This window comes from Anaerobiospirillum thomasii (assembly GCF_900445255.1).
GTDB lineage: Bacteria > Pseudomonadota > Gammaproteobacteria > Enterobacterales > Succinivibrionaceae > Anaerobiospirillum_A > Anaerobiospirillum_A thomasii.
The window spans coordinates 298,757-314,319 of the sequence record NZ_UAPU01000007.1 but is presented as its reverse complement, the minus strand read 5'-3'; the positions used below and the strand labels follow the sequence as shown (position 1 = coordinate 314,319).

The window sequence follows — 15,563 nt, the reverse complement described above, 5'->3', positions numbered from 1 at the left end:
TTACATGCTTATAGTCTTTAAGAAATGATCCTTTACAGCTTTGACATCTACATAAAGGGCAAGATTATGCTCGCACAGGCCCTCAAAGTTTGGATCGCTTACTTTCATGGAAGAGAGCGGCATCATGGTCTGACCAAAGTTGATACCAGAGGTAGCTACACGCACAGGGCTTCTTTTTATGGTAAAGAAGTCTTTATTATAAAGGTAGGACAGGGTCAGGGCATCGTGTATGGCCATGCCGTAAAAACCCTCTTCCTTTTGAGAAAAATCAAGGTAGAACTTTGAGATATCAATTAAAAACTGATTATGTGTAGACTCAATCTCATCACCGTTGACTAAAACCTCATAGGTTACATCAAGAGGAATTACAGTGATATTAAGATTGGAGCGAAACACCATGTCGGCAGCATGTGGATCTTTGTAGATATTAAATTCAGCAAACTGACTCATATTGCCGGTGTGGCCGTTGGTTCCAAAGGCACCGCCCATGATTACAAGCTCTTTGACATAGTCTGCAAGATCAGGCTCTAGCATAAGTGCCATAGCTATATTGGTAAGAGGGCCAATGGCCACTAAAGTTATCTCACCTTTGTGTTTTTTGACTGTATCTAAAATAAAGCTTATGGCATCAGGTGCGTTATCATCAAATGGATTGTCATACACCTGACCCATGCCGTCTGCACCATGCACCTCAAAAATAGGCGGGGTATTGTCTATGGCAAGAGCTCTTTGTGCTCCCTTATAGACAGGTATGGACAGATGGTTCTTTGCATTAAAGAGTTTGGCATTTTTAGTGGCCATATTGGCAGTTACGTTGCCGTTGACGGTGGTTATGCCTATAACATCAAAGAGTTTTGAGGCAAAATATATAGCAAAGGCATCATCAATACCAATATCTGTATCAATTATAATTTTACGCATAACAACCTCGAGCTTAAATAAAATATACATATGCTAGCATAAGCAAAATTCATAAAAATTATTATGATTTTGAGGATAGAATTATAATAATAAATTAAAAATTATAAAATTAAGGCCTGGCTCAAATTATTCACATAAAAAATATGCATATAGACCGGCTTTTAGTGATGAGGATCAAAAATACACTCTCTATTTCCGTAACATCAATAAAAATCCGTCAAATGTATAATTTTTATATATTAAAGTTTATATCATTAAGCTATATATACTTAGTGAGGGTTGAACTATGTTGCAGAAAAATATGCTTAAATTTGCACTGTTATCGGCATCCTTCCTGCTCGTTACAGGTTATGCCATAACTTACTGTATTCCAGACTATCAGAAACTCTTTGTAGGCTATTCAGATGCCGCCATTGAGTTTTTAGTTACCATCTCGGCTTTAGCTGTAATGGTGGTAATGTTTATCTCTGATTTTGTATCAAGACTTATTGGCAAGAAAAATACTGTGCTTTTAGGTCTTGTGGTTGTGACTGCCTCATCTTTTATGTCAGCTATGGTGACTAGTTATGAGATGATGTTTGTCTCACGTCTTATCTTTGGTGTAGGTCTTGGTCTTATCAATGCCCTGGCCATCTCCATGATTGATGATTTCTTTACCGGCAATGAATGTGCCACCATGATGGGTCTTAGAAATGCTGTAGAGGGCTTTGGACAGACTGCACTTGTGGCCATTGCAGGCTTTGTTTATGAAAGCTATGGCTATGCCTATGTGCCATATGTTTATCTAAGCGCTGTGCCAATCTTCCTGATCTTTATGCTCTTTGTGCCATCTGATGACAAGACAGTTACAGCAAAGAGTGAGACAAAGGTAGAGAGTGCTGTCACAGGCGCATCTGGCGGCAAAACCTTTATTCCTTTGAATGCGCTGCCTCACTGTCTTATTCTTCTCTTTACTGTGCTTGTATCCGTAGGCTTTTTTATCAAGATCCACCCATTGCTGCAGCTTAATAATCTTGATGAGTCACATGCCTCATCACTTATGACAGCAATTTCCTTCTGTACCATGGCAGGCGGCTGTATCTTTGGTATTATCTATAAAAAGATTAAATACTTCTCACTGCTTGCAGCGTTGCTTTTAACCGGTCTGTCATGCCTGATTCTGGTTATGGCCAGCAATGTGACAGTGTTCTATCTTGCCTGCTGCATCAATGGCCTGGCCTATCCTCTTATTATCTCCTATATCTTTAATATGATAGGATCGCTCTCAAAGCGCACCTCCAACATTCTTGTAACCTCATGGATGTTAATTGGCTGTAACGTAGGTGCCTTTGCAGCTCCTGCAGGCTTTGTGCTTATTAGCACCATCTCTGGCAATCAAAGCACTGAGTTTGCATTTTTATGCTTTGGTGTAATCTTCCTTGTGATACTGGCTTTAAGTATAGTCTTTAAAAAGCACTTTATCATTGAGCAGGAGATGAGCGTCTAAAGAGGCTGACTTCTAATCTGACTGACAGGCAGAGATATGTTCATACCCTAAAAGGTAAGCAGATCTCTGCCTTTTTGTTATAATTGATATACTTTAAATAAAATATGTTAAAGGCAATGTTAAGGATACAAACATGGATTTAGAGCAAAGATTAGTTGATAATTTCATACGCTATGTAAAAACCCCATCACAGTCAGATGCATCTGTTAAAACTGTACCTTCAACTCAAGGTCAGATGGACATGGCTTTAATTTTAAAAAAAGAGCTTGAGGATCTTGGCTTTGAAAATATTGTGCTTGATGAGCATGCCATTTTAACAGCAGTGCTCAAGGGCAACTGTGAAGGTGACACCATAGGTTTTGTCTCCCATCTTGATACTGTGGATGTCTCCTTAAGCCCTGAGGTCAAACCTCAGATTTTAAAATTTACCGGTGAGGATGTGCTTTTAAACAAGGATCTTGATATCAAGATTTCAGTTGCACAGCATCCTGAGCTTAATCATTATAAGGATATGGATATTATCTTCACCGACGGCACCTCAGTGCTTGGTGCTGACAACAAGGCAGCCATGGCCAATATCATGACAGCCTTTGAGTATATTATTAAAAACAATCTGCCCCATGGCGATCTGCATGTGGCCTTTGTTCCTGATGAGGAAACCGGTCTTAAAGGCTCCAAGCTTTTAACCAGGGAGAGATTCAATGTTGATTATGCCTATACCATTGACAGCTGTCGCTTAGGCGAGATTGTCTATGAGACCTTCAATGCAGGTGCCGCAAGCCTTAAAATCAAGGGTGTGAGCGCCCACCCAATGTCTGCCAAGGGTGTTTTAGTCAATCCTCTGCTTGTAGCTCATGATTTTATGAATATGTTTGACAGAGAGCAGACACCTGAGTTTACCGATAAAAAGGATGGCTACTGGTGGTTTGTAGGCTGCAAGTCAGATCCTCTGTACTGCACACTTGATATGCATATACGTGATTTTGACAAGGACAATTATAAAAGACGTAAAGATTATATAAAAGAGTGTGTACAGACTCTAAAGCTTATGCATCCAAAGGCTCAGATTGAACTTGAGATGGAGGATATATATGCCAATATTGCCAATAATGTCAGCAGAGATGACAAGCCTGTAGCTATGCTCTATGAGGCAGCAGATGATCTTGGCATCAAGCCTATAACCATAGCCATGCGCGGCGGCACCGACGGTTCGGCCTTATCACCTGCCGGTATTGTCACCCCAAATTATTTTACAGGTGCGCATAATTTCCACTCATACTGTGAATTTCTGCCAATACCTTCATTTGTAAAATCACTTAAGATGACATTAAGACTGATTGAAAAGGCCTGCGGCCGCTAGGAGCTCACAGCTTCTAAACTTATAAAAAAGCAGGGTATAAACCCTGCTTTTTACCATCTTATACAGGCTGTTTATAATTTTTTTAGTATCATTGTCTGTATCTGTAAGTTAAAAAGGCTCATATAAGTGAGCCTTTGTCTGTATCAGGCAGCAGGCACAGCTCTAAACAGGAAGGTTAAACCCTGGCAAAAGGTATTGTTGTCTGATTGTACTTAGATGGCAGCATGGCATTCATATCATGGGCATCGGCCTGAGTGATAATAGCCTTTACAATATCACCTGCACGTATGCCTCTTGCATCTTCAATAAAGATCTGACCGTCAATATCTGGTGATTCATACATGGATCTGCCAATGGCCACATGCTCATCGGTCACACTGTCTACTATAATCTCATAGCTTTTGCCAATGCGCTGTTGCAGCTTGGCATAGGAGATCTGCTCCTGCAGCTCCATAAGCCTTGCCACTCTGTCCTGTCTTACATCAAATGGTACAGATGGCTCTATGCTGTTGGCAGCTGCTCCTTCTACATCTGAATAGGCAAAGCAGCCAACTCTGTCAAGCTTAGCCTCCTTTAGAAAATCAAGCAGGAAGTTAAACTGCTCGTCTGTCTCACCAGGAAAGCCTGCAATAAAGGTAGAGCGTATGGCAATATCAGGACAGATCTCTCTCCATCTTTCAATGGTCTTTAAGGTCTTTTCAATATTGCCAGGACGACGCATGGCCTTTAGCACATCAGGGTGGGCATGCTGCAGCGGCACATCAATGTAAGGCACTATTTTTCTGTCGGCCATAAGCTCAACGAGGCTGTCAGCGGCTGCTGACGGATAGACATAGTGCACGCGTATCCAGCGTTTTAGCTCTGAGAGTTTAAGGCACAGATCGTAAATTGAGCTTTTTTCTTTAAGATCTATACCATAGTCAGATGAGTCCTGCGCAATAACTAAAAGCTCTTTAACACCGTTTTTAACCAGATCGGAGCATTCAGCATAGATATGATCGACACTGCGTGAGCGCAGAGGACCGCGCAGTTTAGGAATGATGCAGAATGAGCAGCGGTGGCGGCAGCCCTCTGCCACCTTGACATAGGCATAGTGCGGCGGGGTTAAAAGTATACCTGAAGGATTTACTCTCTGCACAGCATCCTGCGGCGGCTCACCTATGGCCTTTATCACACCGCGCATGACGGAGGCTCGCATGCCAGGTCCATAGACTGCAAGTACATTGGGATAATTTTGTAAAATAAGCTTGTCATTGCTGCCAAGACAGCCCATGACTATAACCTTCTGAGAGTGCTCAAGGGCCACACCTATAGCCTCAAGTGATTCCTTGATGGCAGGGGCAACAAAGCCGCAGGTGTTGACAATAATAAGATCACAGCTGTCATACTCATCCTTTATCTGATAGCCGCGTGCTACAAGCAGTGAGGTCAGGCGCTGTGTGTCTACAAGGTTTTTGGCACAGCCCAAAGAGACAATGCCTATACTTGGAATTTTTTGCATACTTATAAAAGTGGGGTTTTAACAGAAAAAAATGCGGATCGTGATGATCCGCAGGTGCAAATTAATTAAGATTAAGCTTTAAATGCGGCCTCAAGAGGTGGTACAACCTGCTTTTTGCGGCTCATAACGCCAGGCAGCCACATGTTATCGGATAAGGTGGCATTAAGGGCCTTGGTGATAATCTCGCTATTGTCTGAGCATAAAAGAAGCTCTGAACCTTCTTCCATCACATCAGTGATAATGAGCACGGCACTGTGACGACCTTCAGCTTTAACCTTGCCAAGCTCCTCTTTAAGGGCAGCCTTAAGCTCAGGGGTGACAAGTGACAGTGAGGTCAGCTCAAGCTGTCCTATGCCTACCTTGTTACCTGACATGTCAAAGTCTTTAAAGTCTCTGAAAATAAGCTCACGTGGGGTGGCGCCGTCTAAATTGCTCTTGGCCTTGAACATTTCCATACCCAGGGCAATCATGTCATCAATACCGGCAATCTGTGCAAGCTCTGCTGCTGCCTTTTTATCATGCTCGGTGCAGGTTGGGCTCTTAAAGAGTACAGTGTCAGATAAAATGGCACAGAGCATGGCACCTGCCAGGTTCTTGTCAATTGCAACATTGTAGTAATCGTGCATCATTTTAATCAGGGTGTTGGAGCAGCCTACAGGCTGAATCCAGCACTCAACAGGAGCATCTGATGTAACATCACCTAATTTGTGATGATCAATAATGCCCTTTAAGGTGCACTTGGCAAAATCATCAGGGGCCTGGGCCAGATCGGAGTAGTCAACTAAAAATACATCACGGCCTGCAACCTCATGCACCTCCTGTGGTGCCTCAAGATTAAATCTTTTAAGCACAAAGGCAGTTTCAGGAGCAGGCTTGCCCTGAGCTGCGCTCTGTACATCAAAACCGCGGCCTTTATATAAATTGGTGGCGCTTAGTGCTGAAATAATTGAGTCTGTATCCGGATTCTTGTGTCCTAAAACCAGAGCGGTCATGTATATGCCTCTTAAAATAATAAAAAAATGTTAATTGTGTCAGATTTTAACATTTTACGATAAAAAATGACTTTTTTTGGTAAAAAATATTAATGCTTTTTTAGCTTGGGATATAATTACACAATGAAGATAAAAAGCCTTATATTTATTAATCTGATGCAGGCTATGCTTATAGCTCCTGCTCTTGCCGATATAGTAAGTCCCCAGGCCCCGCCAGAGCTTGGTGATACTCTTACTGATTTTAGAACCAAAGAGCAGCTTGAGGAGCGCCATATCATCGAATTTGGCGCTGACAATGCTGTTGATCTTAAAGTTGAAGATCCTCTGCTTACCAAAAGTGATGAGCTTGTGGGTCTTTTACGTATAAGCTCGCCGTATCTTGCAGGGCAGAGCATAACCGTGCCGCAGTATGGTTCAGCTCTGATGCGCTTTTATGATATGTATGGCAATCCATGGGATATTGCCCGTATCGAGCTTGAAAATCAGGGCTATATAGCCAAGGTGACAGCAGCTCCCTCAGAGCTTCTTGTCAACCGTCTGCAGGGTGCTGCCAATACCAAGATGACAGTGCATCTTTCAGGTCTCATGCAGCCTCTTATTTTTAATTTAAATTCACTGTCGCTTTTGAAAAATGACAAGACTTTAAAGGTGGTTTTAAATTCCATCAAGGTAAATTATGTAAGCGACAGAGTCAGACCTTATACTGTAGATAAAGTTGAATTTTCAAAGACCAATCCTTTTGCCCCCAAGGTTGATTATTCAAGTGTGGATTTTAAAAGTGTAAGGGATAATCTGGTGCAGGCATTGAGCGAGCTTAAGTGATGGGCTGTATAAAAAGTCTTTCATGCAGCCTGGCTGTGGCGTTGCTGCTTGTGACAGGGGTGGCGCACTCTGCGCGCATGCAGTGTGATGTAAACGGCAGTCACTGGCGTGATGTTGCCTATTTAAAGGCTCCTATGAAAAGATACTCTCCTTATATTAAATGTATAAGCTGGACTGCCTATCAGTTTGATCTGCCAGAGGAGCTTATCTACTCTATTTTATATGTGGAGCGTGGCTCTGTTAACGGCCAATGCTCATTTAACCGCAACGGTACCAAAGACTGCGGACCTGCGCAGATCAATGATGTGCGCATAGGCGAGTTAAAGCGCTTTAAGCTAAGCCGCGAGGATATAAGACACAAGCCATGCCACAATATCTGGGCTATGGGTTATCTTCTGCGCCGTGAGATTGAAAAGGCAGGTGGTGACATCTGGCGTGGAGTTGGCAATTATCATTATCACTACAGTGTGAACAAAAATATACACAGCCGTTATGTCAAAAGGGTGCAGGATGCCTGGAGCACACTGGTTACAAGCACCAAGGAGTACTGCAGGGAAAATCTCGTGAACAAATAGACTTAAGGTGAATTTGTCTACACGTTGTATGACCTTTGGGCTAGAATATGAAAGGTTTAAATCAATAGCGGGGATAATATGCGTAATTTACACAGAGTTGTTGCCATTATCGAGCAGCGCAAAATGCGTCAGGCCGCTCTTGAAAGAGCCCTGGCTCTGTATCAGGCAAGCTGCAGAACCAGAGCAAAAAGCGATATAAAGATAGTGGCTTTAATGCCTATCTTTGATTTTTCCTTTGAGGGCCGACTCTCAAGCAAGATGTCACTTGATCAGATTGAGCAGAATAAAAGTGCTCTTATCAAGAAGCATAAAAAATGGCTTGAGAATTATTTAAGCATTCATGCCATGGGTTTTGATATTGAATGTCATGTCATATGCTCAAAATTCCCAGGCCGTGACATTATCTCCTATGCCAGGGAGAGAAGCGCTGACATTATTATAAAGACAGCTGATGTGCATGGTCTTTTAGACTCTGTGCTCTTTACCCCGCTTGATCTGCAGCTGCTGCGCCACTCAAGCATACCTGTGCTTATTGCCAGAGACAGAATCTGGCATCCTACAGGTGTCATTGCTGTTGCTTTGCAGATGGCAGATCCAAGTGATGTTAAAACCCGCAAATTAAATATGCGTCTTTTGCGCGAGGCACAGGAGCTCTCACAGATTACCAAGTGCAAAATTCATCTGTTAAATGCCATACCGCCTGTGCTGCCTCCTGCCTCCATTGCCCTGCCAGGCTTTGTGCCTGAGTCTCTTGGCGATGAGACTTTAAAAGAGGGGTGCAGAGCTCTTTTAACCTTTGCCAAACGTCACAGAATTATGGGTGAGTACTGTCATATAAGAGAGGGCCATCCTGAGGATGTGATACCAGCTCTTTGCGATGAGCTCAAACCTACGGCATTGTTTATAGGCACAGCCGCCCGTGACGGTCTTGCTGTGGCTTTACTTGGCAATATATGCGAGAAGGTTATAGATACTCTTGAGTGTGATGTGGCCGTGATTACACCAAAGGCCGTAGAGCATAAACAGGAAATATCAGATCTTAATACACAATAATCAATACACCATCATTAATATATAGAGAATAGGAGCAGTTTTAAGTGCGCAATGATACTGATCTGCCGCAAAAGGCAGATGATTACGCCCGTCATGTAAGTCCATATTTTAATATTGAAGATAAGCAGGCCAAATACAAGGCCGATAAGCTGTTTAAACGTCTAAGACGCAAAACAGGCAATGCCATAGGTGATTTTGGCATGATTGAGCCAAATGACAAGATTATGGTCTGCGTCTCAGGTGGCAAGGACAGTTATGCTCTTTTGGATCTGCTCTTGTCTTTAAAGCGTTCAGCTCCTTTTCCATTTACCCTGGTGCCTGTGCACCTTGAGGCAGGTTTTCCCAATACCCCGCAGGGTGTGGTTGAAAATCATTTAAAGAAGGTAGGTCTTGACTATATTATTATCAAAAGACCTGTCTTTGAGATCTCAAAGGCCAAGATGAGCTCCAAGGATAAAACCATGTGCTCGATTTGCTCGCGCATGCGCCGCGGCTTTTTATATGCCAAGGCCCGTGAGATTGGCGCCAATAAAATAGCATTAGGCCACCATCGTGATGATATTCTGGCCACCTATTTTTTAAATCTTTTCTACTCAGGCATTATGAAGACCATGCCGCCTATACTGCGCACAGATGATGATACATTAACTGTGATACGTCCTTTAGCCTACTGCAAGGAAAAGGATTTGATCACCTTATCCAAGCTCAAGGAATATCCTGTGCTGCCTAAGGGGCTTTGCGGCTATGGTGAGGATCAGCAGAGAGCTGCCATGCTTGCCATGCTGCGACAGTGGGACAGGGAAAATCCAAAGCGCACCGAGATTATTTTCAAATCTCTGCAGAATGTGGTGCCATCCCATCTTTTAGACAGAAATCTGTTTGATTTTACAGATATAAGTAAAGGACCACGGGTCAAGTAATGAGTGATATCCTGTTTAAGGATTTAAACAAGGAGCAGATAGAGTGCCTGAAACAGACTGAAGGCGTCATCAGGGTCATGGCCGGTGCCGGCACCGGCAAGACCCGTGCTCTGACCTATCGTTTTGCCTATCTGCTTTCATCTTTGGGCATTGCCCCGCGCGCCATACTGGCTCTGACCTTTACCAACAGAGCTGCAGGTGAGATGAAAGAGCGTATAGCCTCTTTGTGCGGCAATAACATAGCCTGCAATATAATGACCTTTCATGGCTACTGTGCCCACTTTTTAAAACTCTATGGCAGCCGTGTCAACTTTGAGAGCAATTTTGCCATTATTGACAGAAATGACAGTAAGGAGATTTTAGACAATATCTACTCCTATCTGTCTGTCAATGGACGTGATATTACTCAAAGGCAGATGCTTGATTTTATAGCTCTGCAAAAGAGCGGGCTTGATTATATATCCTATCTTAAGGATAAAAGCGCCCTTGAGATAAGACAGATGGCAGATGGCCTTGATGATCTGAAATTAAAAATCTATTATTACTACCTGTCAGCTCAAAGGCAGAGTATAAGTCTTGATTTTGATGATCTTATAAACTTTACTGTCTTTATTTTAAAAAGCGATGCAGCTTTGGCATCTGATATCTCGCGTGCTCTTGAGTACATCATGGTCGATGAGTTTCAGGATGTTGACGGCTCGCAGTATGAGCTTTTAAAGATACTGTGCCATTATCATAACAATCTTTTTGTAGTGGGCGATCCTGATCAGAGTATCTATGCCTTTCGCGGCTCTGATCCAAAGATTATGCTGACCATGCAGACTGATTTTGCTTCACTGCAGACTTTATATCTTCTAAACAATTACCGTACGCAGAGTCTGATTTTAGATGCAGCCTATGCACTTATTGCCCACAATGCATCCGATCTTAGAAAAAAGCTTAAAGCCTGCAGAAAAAAGACTGATATAAAAGAGCTTGTCACAACACATGAGAGTTTTATCAAGGCTTTAAATCATGATACAGATGATGACAGACAGGTGCTTGACACACTGTCATTAAATGCTATTGCAAAGGATGAGTTAAAAGCTACAGACAAAGGTGATATAAAGGATAAAAAGACCATACTTGCCTGTGTTAAAAATGACAGGCAGGAGGCTTTGTATATAAGTCATGTTATAAAGAGCATTTTAAAGGAGCAGGGTGATGTGAGCATTGGCGTACTGTGCCGGGCTCATATGCAGATAAGGGAGCTTGAGCGGGCCTTTATTGAAAATAAAATTGCCTATAAGGTCAGCTCCACTGTCAGATATACAGACAGAAAAGAGATAAGAGATATTATTGCCTACCTGCGCCTTATGCTCAATGGCAATGATGATACAGCCTTTGTGCGTGTGATAAATTCACCGCGCCGCGGCTTTGGCAAAAGCCGTATGCAAAGACTTAGAGAGCTGTCACAAAAGCACAATATGTCATTATTCAATACCCTGCGCGCTCTGGCGCAGATGCAGCTTGAGTGCGCAGCATATGACAACAGACTTATAACCAAAGCAGTGGGCGCCTTTATTTTAGCCTCGTACAAATGCAGCGATCTTTTATCTTTAAGTCCCATACAGGCATTAGATACTCTGCTTAGTGTCTTTGACTATGAAAAAAAATTAAGAGACAGCGGCGATGTTGACAGACTTGAGTCACTGTCTCTTTTGCGTCAGATGGCAATAGCCTTTGCCAAAGGGGCTCAGGAGAGGGTGAATATTGCTGATTTTTTAAGCTCACTGATGCTAAGCTCTGATAAAACCGTGCAGTGCAGCACCGAGCTTATGACTGTGCACAATGCCAAGGGCCTTGAGTTTGACTACGTCTTTATAGCAGGGGTTAATGAAGGTCTGTTCCCATCGCGCAAGGCTTTGTCTGCAGAGCAGGTGCAAGAGGAGCGCAGACTTTTTTATGTGGCTATGACCAGAGCGCGCCGGCAGCTGTTTCTAGTGCAGCCTGGCGGCTTTTTTGCCAACAGTGAAAGGCGCAGAGCATCACGCTTTATTGGCGATATTGGGCAGGATCTGCTGCAAAAAATTGGTCTTGATATATCCATTGATGACAATATGCAAAAGCCTGCTTCGTCACAAGGCTGTGCCTTTGAGCCTGGCGATAAAGTCTTTTCAGATGTACTTGGCGCAGGTGTGATTGAGAATATCAATGATAAAGACTGCGAGTATGTAATATTCTTTGAAAGGCTGGGCAGGTCGCGCACTCTGTCATTTATGGCTCCTTTAAAAAAGCTTGAGGAGCCATAAAAAAACTAGTGCGGATGATGGCTTATGAGCATGGCTATGGCTGCACCCGTGAGTAAAAAGACATAGCGCTTTAACATGGTCTTTTTGCTGTCTGACTTGTTAAGTCTTGGCAGCAGATCAGAGAGCGAGACATAGATAAAGCTTGAGGCAGATATGGCCAGGGCATAGGGCAGCAGATTTTCAACCTTATCGAGGATAAAGTAGGCCATAAGGCCGCCGGCTGTGGTAAACACAAGAGCTATGATATTGACCACATAGGCTGCAAGCGTTGACATACCGCACTCAAGTAAAATTATGTAGTCACCTAGCTGCTGAGGTATTTCATGGGCCATAATAGCTATGGTTACAGCAAGGCCCAGATGAGGATCAACCATGATGGCACTTGCAATCATAAAGCCGTCACAGAAGGTGTGCAAAGCTGTGCCCGAGAGCAGACCTGAACCGCCCTGTGCCATAGCCTGATGAGGCAGGGTGCTGTCATGACCGTGATGATGAAAGGTATTTAAAAACATCTCAAGGGCAATAAGCACCATAACTGTAGCCCAGGCTGTAAGACCTATGCTGTGCAGTGGAGCATCTCCTTCCATAGCATGAGGCAGAACATGCGTAAAGGACAGGGTTATTAAAAGACCTGTGGCAATAAGACTTAGAGGACGCGCAAATCTTTTAAGTCTTTTAGTGCCTATAATTGTGGCTAAAAGAGCGGCACTGACAGAGCTTATACAGGTGGCAGCAAGTACGTAGGTAATCATGGATTTAAAAGCACCTGTGCTGCTACATCAAGAGCCTCTTTAGTCTCTTTTACATCATGCACGCGCACAATGGAGGCTCCTTTTAACACAGAAATTACAGCACCGCTGACAGAGGCAGTGATTCTGTCTGCAGGTTTATCAATGCCTGTGGCATAGCCCAGCATACTCTTGCGCGACAGAGCTGAGAGCAGTACAAAACCTAATGAGCACAGCTTATCTAAATTGGACAGAAGTCTGTAATTATCTGTAGCATTTTTACCAAAGCCAAAGCCAGGATCAATAATTATATTTTCCTTTTTAATGCCATGGTTTATGCAGACATCGGCTCTTTGCACCAAAAAGTCTGATACCTCTTTGACTACATCATCATAGGTTGGGTTGACCTGCATGGAGCGCGGTGTGCCCTGCATATGCATAAGACATACAGGAATACCAAGTTTTGCACAGGTCTCAACTGCCCCATCCTCCTGCAAAGCTCTGATATCATTCCACATGTGCGCACCATCTCTTACACATTCTGTCATAACAAACGGTGATGAGGTATCAATGGAGATTATAGTATCAAAATTTGAGGATATGGCTCGTGTCAGATGGCTTAGTCTTTCAAGTTGTATCTCATCGCTCACACCATCAGAGCCAGGACGGGTGGACTCGGCGCCTATATCTATAATATCGGCTCCCTGCTCAATCATAAGCTGAGCCTGACGCAGAGCATTGTCTGTATTAAGATACAGACCGCCGTCTGAAAATGAATCTGGAGTTACATTTAAAATGCCCATGATACGTGGGCTGTCTAAATTTAATTTTTTATCTTTAAACTGCAAAAGCATATTTTGATCCTCGCTTTATGAGGCATTATATAACAGAGATCACAAAAAGTATAAAAATAATTAGCCTATGCTAACACAAAAAGTCGTTAAAAGAAAGGATTGCCAAACACATCATAGCCTCTTATAGGCGATGAGGCAGATACGGCCTTGTGTCTGACAGAGACTCCATCCTGGCGCATGCGCTTTAGACGCAGTACAAAGGCCCGCTCCCAGGCTGCCTGATTGCGGCTTTCAGACTTTTGCGACCAGTAGGCTATAAAACTTTGCAAATCTTTTTCAGAAAAGGATGGATCCATAAGACCTGACACCTTAGCTGCATGTACAAATGAAGGTCCGGGGCGCCAGGAGCTGTGCATAATAAAAGGCTTTTGCGGCAGAGATCTTTGCTCCATCTCAAGATAGGGCAGAATAATGACCCTGTGCATCATGCCCTGTATAAGACGTTCTTTAAAGGCAATAAGGCCATGATACTCAAGCTCGTGCAGCAGAGAGTCAATTAAAGTACTGTCAGCTGCAAAAGGACAGTATTGTGAGGTTGATACAAGGGCATCTGACATAGCCCCGTAATCAATTAAGACATCACCCATAACAGCTTTGTTTCTAAGATAGAAAATATACAGGCTACGTGACTGATGGGACAGGCTCCTGCTAGCAAGAGCCTCAAACTCAGCTGATGTCATCAGGATCTGGTCTCTTTAACCTCATTGACAAGCTCACGGCCTGACAAGAATGCGTCTATATTGTCAAGCACCATCTGTCCCATAATACGTCTGGTTCTTTGTGTGGCAGAGCCAATATGCGGTGTTATGACAACATTATCCATATGCAGGAATGATGAAGGCACATGTGGTTCATTTTCAAAGACATCAAGGGCCACACCTTTGATATGACCGCTCTCAAGAGCATCAATTAAAGCCTGAGTATCTACTAAAGAGCCACGGCCTACATTGATTAAAAAGCCGTCTTTAAGAGCATCTAAAACTTTGTCATCAACTATATGATAATTATCCTTGCTAGCCGGCATGATAATAATAAGAGCATCGCACCATTGAGCAAGATCCACAATCTTTTCAAAATAGGTATAAGGCAGATCATCATGTCTGTGGCGGGCAAAATAGCCAATGTGGGTCTTAAAAGGCTCAAGTCGCTTTGCAATTTCCTGTCCTATGCTGCCAATGCCGGCAAGGCCCACCTTCAAATCACTCATTGAGGTGCTAAGAGGGAAGAGGGTCTTACCCCAGTTGCCATTTTCTATGTATTTGTGGGCAGCGACAAGAGAACGGGTCACATTGATTAAAAGACCTACAGCCAGATCGGCTACATCATTATTTAAAACGCCGGGAGTATGAGTGACATGCACGCCATGCTCTTTACAGGCTGCAACATCAATCTTGTCATAACCTACGGCACAATCTGTAATAAGGCGCAGTTTAGGCATGGCCTTTATATCATCAGCTGTTATAGTAGAGCCGCCAGAGGCCAGCACTATATCTACATGCTGCATATACTCATAAAGCTCATCTTTATCAAGATCTCTTTTATTTTTAACCTCGCCGCGCCTGCCTACCTCCTGCAGTAGCCACTGTGGCAGCGACTGATTGGCCATATTGAGAAATCTTACTTTTTCACTCATACAAAACTCCAGCAAATTCTTGATGTTTTTATCATACAACACAATCAGTTAAATAAAAGTAAAAATTTTTATACATAATAGTTGAATAAACGCTCAACTATTATATAATATGAATATAGTTGAACGTTTATTCAACTATTTGGGTTTTACGACAGAGTTTTTTATTAAGGATATGCTATGAAAGTAAGATTTGATATTAAAGGTATAGACTGCCCGCACTGTGCTATGGATCTGCAAAAAAAGATGTGCTCTCTTGAGCCTGTCAAAGAGGCCACCATCAATTTTGCTATTGGCTCTTTAGTGGTTGATACTCATGATGAGTGTGACGAGGAGGAGCTTTTGGATCTGATGCAGCAGTGTGCTGATGATTTTGAAGACGGAATTTCTATCGATCTGCGTGACTGATAAAAAAGACCTTGGGGATATT

Annotated in this window: 15 protein-coding genes; 8 read left to right on the top strand and 7 right to left on the bottom strand. The window is 43.0% G+C overall.

Features of this window, described 5'->3' with window-relative positions:
* Complete coding sequence (locus DRZ93_RS08650) at positions 1-921, bottom strand: nucleoside hydrolase (protein WP_113745076.1); 921 nt, start codon at positions 919-921, stop codon at positions 1-3.
* Between the two features lie 286 nt (positions 922-1,207).
* Between DRZ93_RS08650 and DRZ93_RS08645 the strand changes: the two genes are divergently transcribed.
* Both DRZ93_RS08645 and pepT read left to right on the top strand, forming a co-directional pair.
* Positions 1,208-2,407: an MFS transporter gene (locus DRZ93_RS08645; protein WP_113746364.1), complete on the top strand. Its 1,200-nt coding sequence runs from the start codon at positions 1,208-1,210 to the stop codon at positions 2,405-2,407.
* Between the two features lie 133 nt (positions 2,408-2,540).
* Entirely contained in the window at positions 2,541-3,767 is a 1,227-nt protein-coding gene (gene pepT, locus DRZ93_RS08640) for a peptidase T (RefSeq protein ID WP_113746363.1), read from the top strand.
* 175 nt (positions 3,768-3,942) lie between these two features.
* Here the strand turns inward: pepT and rimO are convergent, their stop codons facing one another.
* Together rimO and DRZ93_RS08630 are read right to left on the bottom strand one after the other, a co-directional pair.
* On the bottom strand, positions 3,943-5,268 hold the full coding sequence (rimO, locus tag DRZ93_RS08635; RefSeq protein WP_113746362.1) for a 30S ribosomal protein S12 methylthiotransferase RimO: 1,326 nt from the start codon (positions 5,266-5,268) through the stop codon (positions 3,943-3,945).
* A gap of 71 nt (positions 5,269-5,339) precedes the next feature.
* Positions 5,340-6,260 (bottom strand): manganese-dependent inorganic pyrophosphatase, encoded by a 921-nt coding sequence (locus DRZ93_RS08630; protein WP_113743962.1) that lies wholly within the window; start codon positions 6,258-6,260, stop codon positions 5,340-5,342.
* Positions 6,261-6,383: 123 nt separating this feature from the next.
* On the opposite strand from DRZ93_RS08630, the gene DRZ93_RS08625 reads away from it, so the two are divergent.
* The 5 genes from DRZ93_RS08625 (at position 6,384) to DRZ93_RS08605 (ending at position 11,921) form a co-directional block, all read left to right on the top strand.
* Positions 6,384-7,082, top strand: coding sequence for a DotH/IcmK family type IV secretion protein (locus tag DRZ93_RS08625; protein WP_113746361.1), 699 nt, complete (start codon positions 6,384-6,386; stop codon positions 7,080-7,082).
* 35 nt (positions 7,083-7,117) lie between these two features.
* Entirely contained in the window at positions 7,118-7,657 is a 540-nt protein-coding gene (locus tag DRZ93_RS08620; protein WP_172458148.1) for a lytic transglycosylase domain-containing protein, read from the top strand.
* 78 nt (positions 7,658-7,735) lie between these two features.
* Positions 7,736-8,710 (top strand): universal stress protein, encoded by a 975-nt coding sequence (locus tag DRZ93_RS08615; RefSeq protein ID WP_113743965.1) that lies wholly within the window; start codon positions 7,736-7,738, stop codon positions 8,708-8,710.
* 44 nt (positions 8,711-8,754) lie between these two features.
* Positions 8,755-9,630, top strand: coding sequence for a tRNA 2-thiocytidine(32) synthetase TtcA (gene ttcA / locus DRZ93_RS08610; protein ID WP_113743966.1), 876 nt, complete (start codon positions 8,755-8,757; stop codon positions 9,628-9,630).
* A complete protein-coding gene (locus DRZ93_RS08605; protein ID WP_113746359.1) occupies positions 9,630-11,921 on the top strand; it encodes an ATP-dependent helicase in 2,292 nt (763 codons plus the stop codon). Before ttcA ends, DRZ93_RS08605 begins: the two co-directional genes overlap by 1 nt.
* 5 nt (positions 11,922-11,926) lie before the next feature.
* Here the strand turns inward: DRZ93_RS08605 and DRZ93_RS08600 are convergent, their stop codons facing one another.
* The 4 genes from DRZ93_RS08600 to DRZ93_RS08585 all read right to left on the bottom strand — a co-directional run bounded on the left by DRZ93_RS08600 (position 11,927) and on the right by DRZ93_RS08585 (position 15,109).
* Positions 11,927-12,673, bottom strand: coding sequence for a ZIP family metal transporter (locus DRZ93_RS08600; RefSeq protein ID WP_113746358.1), 747 nt, complete (start codon positions 12,671-12,673; stop codon positions 11,927-11,929).
* Positions 12,670-13,503, bottom strand: a complete 834-nt coding sequence (folP, locus tag DRZ93_RS08595) for a dihydropteroate synthase (RefSeq protein WP_172458146.1) — start codon at positions 13,501-13,503, stop codon at positions 12,670-12,672. The genes DRZ93_RS08600 and folP overlap by 4 nt, the downstream gene beginning before the upstream one ends.
* 86 nt (positions 13,504-13,589) lie before the next feature.
* Complete coding sequence (locus tag DRZ93_RS08590; RefSeq protein ID WP_113746357.1) at positions 13,590-14,183, bottom strand: DnaT-like ssDNA-binding domain-containing protein; 594 nt, start codon at positions 14,181-14,183, stop codon at positions 13,590-13,592.
* Complete coding sequence (locus DRZ93_RS08585; protein ID WP_425450909.1) at positions 14,183-15,109, bottom strand: 2-hydroxyacid dehydrogenase; 927 nt, start codon at positions 15,107-15,109, stop codon at positions 14,183-14,185. The genes DRZ93_RS08590 and DRZ93_RS08585 overlap by 1 nt, the downstream gene beginning before the upstream one ends.
* A 204-nt stretch (positions 15,110-15,313) precedes the next feature.
* Here DRZ93_RS08585 and DRZ93_RS08580 point away from each other — a divergent pair, with 204 nt between their 5' ends.
* Positions 15,314-15,541: a cation transporter gene (locus DRZ93_RS08580; RefSeq protein ID WP_113743971.1), complete on the top strand. Its 228-nt coding sequence runs from the start codon at positions 15,314-15,316 to the stop codon at positions 15,539-15,541.
* The last annotated feature ends 22 nt before the right edge of the window (positions 15,542-15,563 follow it).